Source organism: Rhodococcus sp. P4_F5, from assembly GCF_056401315.1.
Genome location: NZ_JBFUJP010000136.1, coordinates 1 through 5,043 on the forward strand (window position 1 = coordinate 1; position 5,043 = coordinate 5,043).

Sequence of the window (5,043 nt, forward strand, 5' to 3'; positions counted from 1 at the left end):
CCGCCGCGGCCGCCGGCGAGGCTGCCGGCGAGGCTGCCGGCGACACCCGCCGCGGCCTGCCCGACCGCGCCGTCCTGATCGGGGTCGGGGTCGCGGTCGCCGTGGTCGCCGCCGCGGCCGCCCTCGGGTTCGCCCTGATACCCCGCGGCGCCGCCGAGACACCCCTCCCGCGCATCGCCCCCGTGTCGACCACCGCCGCGGCCGTCACGACCACCACCCCGCCGCGGCCGAGCCCCACCCTCACCTCGGCGCTGCCGTTCCCCACCGTGGACGCCACCACGACCACCGTCGCGCCGACCACCACCACCACGACGACGGCCCCGCTTCCGCCGGTCGAAATCACCACCACCGTCGTCACCACGCTGCCGCCGACCACCACGAGGACGACCACCACCACGACGGCGCCGCCGACGACCACCACGACCACCAAACCCACCACCAAGACGACGACCACCACCACGACCACCACCGAACCGCCGGAACCGACCTGCAAGCCCGCCGACGAACCCTGCACGGCTACCACCCCCGAATAGCCGAGAAATTGCCGAAATCGCGTTGAGCTGCGGTTTCGGCATCCTCTTCGGCCTCGTGCCGTACTGTGGAGCGCTGACCTACCGTCCGCTCGCAACGAAGGGTTTTCATGCGTCTCCGGCTGGCACTACGTGCCGCAATCCTGGCCTCTGCCACGCTCCTCCCGGTCACCGCGATCGCCCAGGCAGCGCCGGACGAACCCCCCTCGACACAGGCCCAGCAACTGCCCGCGGAGCTCGTCGACGCCATCTCCCGGGACCTCGGGCTGACACCGGAGCAGTACCTCGACCGCGCGGAGCTCGCCCAGCGGCTCGGCAGCTACGCGGACGGACTGCGCCAGGCTCGCCCCGACACCTACGCCGGCTCCTGGATCGGCCGCGACGGCGTCCCCGTCGTCGCGGTCACCACCACCGAGACCGCGCAGCATGTCGCGAACGACGGCTACGCCACCAAGATGGCGGCCGTGTCCGCGAACCACCTCGAGGACTCGCTCGCGCAGCTGAACAAGTGGATCCTCGGCCTGCCCCGGGACGTGTCGTCGCAGATCAACTCGACGTCGATCGACGTGATGGACAACCAGATCGTGATCGACGTGGTGAACAGCCCGATCGGCCGCGCCCTGAACCTGCCGACCCTGCTCGCGCAGCTGAAGGTGGTGCTGAGCCCCGGCGGCGGCGGACCCGTCGATGCCCGCGCGGAGGGCGGCGACACCTACGTCACCTCGGCGGTGCCGCTCGACAAGATCGACGACCCGGCCTCGATCGGCGTCTGCTCGCTCGGGTTCAACGCGGTCGCCTCGGGCGGCCAGGCCTACAACATCAGCGCCGGCCACTGCGACCCGCAGCAGGAGAACCCGAACGCGGGCGCCGCGTCGCCGGTGTACCTGCCCGACTACGGCGACGTCGCCCGCAGCCGCCAGATCGGCAACTTCGCGCACTCCGCCATGGGTGAGCAGGCCGGCGGCCTCGACTACTCGCTGATCAAGCTGAACGACGAGGGCGTTCGCGCGGGCCTCGACCGCCCGGCGGTCCGTGGCGCGAACGGCACCACGGTCACCATCACCGGGACCGCGCGGCCGGTGGTCGGTGCCCCGATCTGCAAGTCCGGTCAGACGTCCACGTTCACCTGCGGCATCGTCGTCGCCGAGAGCGTCGACGCGCCCCTGTTCATGGCGGACGGCACCAGCCGCCTGGTCCGCGGCTTCGCTGGTTCCACCTGCACCCTGAGCGGCGACAGCGGCGGCGCGATCCTCAGCGGCACCCGCGCCCTCGGCATCACCAGCGGTTCCAACTCGGGCGGCGCACCCAGCTGCACCGAGGCCAATCTCGTCCTCGCGCCGGACGGCGGAACCGCGAGCATCGGCATCCCGATCGAGAAGATCATCGCCGACGCAAATGCGGCGCTGGGGCAGAACGTGTCGGTGCGCACCGCGCCCTGACGTCAGTCGACTACGCCGACCGGCGCCGATCGCTCGAAATCCTCGACGCGACCGGCGCCGGTCTTTTTCCGCGCGCGGAACTGCAATACCGTCCGCCACCTGGAAAGCTCCCGATTCTCGGTATGCAACCGACCGCTCACCCCATATAGTCGTTGGCATTTGCCTCGGCTGCACCACGGCCGCGGCATACCCGCATGCCCTCGAATCGAAAGGTCCCCATGCGAAGCGTTCGCGCGCGCCGTGCCGCGATGATCGGCTCGGCTGCCTTGCTCCTGCTCGCCCCCACCGCTGCGCTCGCGCAGGCGGCGCCGGCCGAGCCCGCCGCGACTGTCGCTCCCGCCGCGACGCTGCCGCCTGAACTGGTGGCGGCGATCCAGCGCGACCTGGGCCTGACGCCGGAGCAGTACCTGGCGAAGGCCGACGCCGGCCAGCGCCTCGTCGAGTTCGCGGAGGCCATGCGCACGAAGTTCCCGGACTCCTTCGCAGGCGCCTGGCTGGACCCGTCGGGCAACCCGCTGATCGGCCTGGCCGACGGCAAGGGCAAGGACGACGCCCGCAAGGCCGCCGAGGACGAGGGCTACCGGGTCAAGGACCTGCCGCGCAGCGAGCGCACGCTCAGCGACCAGCTGAACAAGGCGCACAACTGGATCGCCACGCTGCCCGCCCCGCTCGCCGGACTGGTCGGCGGCACCGGCGTGGACATCGTCAACAACCAACTGGTGATGCAGGTCAAGAACACCGCTCAGGGCCTGGGCTGGCAGCTGCCGGACTTCCTCAAGGCCGTCGACGTCGTCTTCGTGCCGGACCTCGGTTCGGTGGGTCCGCAGCCGATCGACGCTCCCGGTGGCGCAGCCTCGCAGGGCGGCGACTCGTACGCAGCGGAGAACGCCGCGGGCGCCTTCCGTTGCTCGCTCGGCTTCAACGGCACCGACGGCGGCGGCCGCGTCGTGAACATCTCCGCCGGACACTGCGACCCGAACCGCGGCATGGCCGGCACCGCGAACGCCTCCGTCGCGCTCGACATGCGCGGGCAGGGCGTCTTCGGGGAGCGGTTCGGCACGTTCGCCCGGTCCAACCTCGAGGGCCACGACTTCTCCGTGATCCGGATCGACGACAACGCCGCCGACCGCTTCCGCAACAACCTGGTGCGAGTGCCCGGCGCGGCCCCCGTCGCCATCACCGGCACCGCGGACCCCGTCGTGGGCGCGCCGGTCTGCAAGTCCGGCCTGACCACCGGGTTCACCTGCGGCACCATCAACGGCGTCAACCTGACCGTCGGTGTAGGCGCCAGGACCCTCAACCACGGCTTCTCGTCCAACATCTGCGCCCTGCAGGGCGACAGCGGCGGCGCCATGGTCACCGGCACCCGCGCGCTGGGCATCTCCAGCGCGTCCAACGTCGGCGACATGAAGATGTGTGAGATCGCCCAGGTGATCACCACGGTGCTCGGCGACGCGCCGACGCTGTACGCCACGCCGATCAACGCGATCCTCGCGGACAACCCGGGGCTGTCGGTCCGCACCTTCTGATCCACGCGTCACCCGTACGACACAGGTCGGGGTGAACGGTCCGATCCGGACCGTTCAATCACCAACTGGCGACTGATGATTCGCCAATTTCTGCCCACCGATTTCCGCATCCACCAGGGATCTTCACCGCTTAATGTCGAAGGCATTCGCCGCGGCAAGTCCGCATGCCTCGAACCGGAAGGTCCCATGCGACACGCCCGCGCACGCCGCGCCGCCCTCATCGGCTCAGCCGCCCTGCTCCTGCTCACCCCCACCCTGGCGCACGCCGAACCCGCAACGGCCGCGTCGGCCACAGCACTACCACCCGAACTGGTCACCGCAATCCAACGCGACCTCGGACTGACCGCCGAGCAGTACCTGACGCAGGCCGACACCGGCCAACAACTCGTCGAGTTCGCGAACACTCTGCGCGCGAAGTACCCGGACGCCTTCGCCGGTGCCTGGCTGGACCCGTCGGGCAGCCCGCTGGTCGGTCTCGCCGACGGCGCCGGCAGGGACGACGCCCGCCAGGCGGCCGAACAGCGGGGCTACCGGGTCAAGGACATGCCGAACAGCGAACGCACCCTCGGCGAGCAACTGAACCGCGCCCTCGACTGGGCCGCAGCCCTACCCGCCCCGCTGGCCACGCTGATCGGCGCCGCCGGCATCGACGTGCCCAACAACCACCTGACCATGCAGGTCTCGGACGCCGCGGCCGGCCTCAGCCTGCAGCTGCCGGACTTCCTCACCTCGAGCGACGGGGGCATCGTTCCATTTGCGGACCTCGGCTCAGTAGACTCGTCGCCGATCGACGCACCCGGCGGCCTCGCCGCACAGGGTGGTGACGCCTTCGCCGTGGGGAACCCGCCGGGTCCGAACCGTTGCTCGCTCGGTTTCAACGGCACCGACGCGGCCGGCGACGCGGTCAACATCACCGCCGGACACTGCGTCGCGAACGCCGCGAACGCCGGCACCCCGGACGCCGACATCGTGTACGACCTGAGCAAGGACACCATCCTCGGGGACAGGTTCGGCACGATCGCCCACTCAGTTACCGACGACGTCACCGACTTTGCTGTCATCCGGATTGACGACGACGCCGACCGGTTCCGCAACAACCTGATCCGCGTTCCGGGGGCGAGTCCCCTCGCAATCGACGGCACCGCCGACCCCGTCGTCGGTGCCCCGGTCTGCAAGTCCGGCCGAAGGTCCGGGTACCGGTGCGGCACAATCACCAGCACCGACCTCGTCATCGACCTCGGCTACCGGGTATCGCATACCTTCGCTTCGAATATCTGTTCAATAGGGGGCGACAGCGGCGGCCCCCTCGTCACCGGCACCCGGGCCCTGGGCATCACCAGCATCTCCAATTCCCGAGGCTTGCAGTCCTGCGCGATTATCAAGGTGGACACGTTCCTCCGAGGCGAGGTCCCGACGACGGGCGCGACACCGATCAACGCAATCCTCCGGGACAACCCGGGACTGTCGGTCAACACCCACTGACGCCACGCCGTCACCCATCGACACGGGTCGGGGTGAGCGGTCCGATTTCGGACCGCTCACCCC

General features: G+C 70.3%; 3 protein-coding genes and 1 pseudogene. All 4 read left to right on the plus strand.

From position 1 onward, the window contains the following. Positions 1 to 533, plus strand: a pseudogene (locus AC1DU4_RS26155) (hypothetical protein); the annotation flags it as partial. 107 nt (positions 534 to 640) lie between these two features. After that, positions 641 to 1,969, plus strand: a complete 1,329-nt coding sequence (locus tag AC1DU4_RS26160) for a S1 family peptidase (RefSeq protein ID WP_477844866.1) — start codon at positions 641 to 643, stop codon at positions 1,967 to 1,969. A gap of 218 nt (positions 1,970 to 2,187) precedes the next feature. Continuing rightward, positions 2,188 to 3,498 (plus strand): S1 family peptidase, encoded by a 1,311-nt coding sequence (locus tag AC1DU4_RS26165; RefSeq protein ID WP_477844868.1) that lies wholly within the window; start codon positions 2,188 to 2,190, stop codon positions 3,496 to 3,498. A 186-nt stretch (positions 3,499 to 3,684) separates the two neighbouring features. Continuing rightward, positions 3,685 to 4,980, plus strand: a complete 1,296-nt coding sequence (locus AC1DU4_RS26170; RefSeq protein ID WP_477844870.1) for a S1 family peptidase — start codon at positions 3,685 to 3,687, stop codon at positions 4,978 to 4,980. The last annotated feature ends 63 nt before the right edge of the window (positions 4,981 to 5,043 follow it).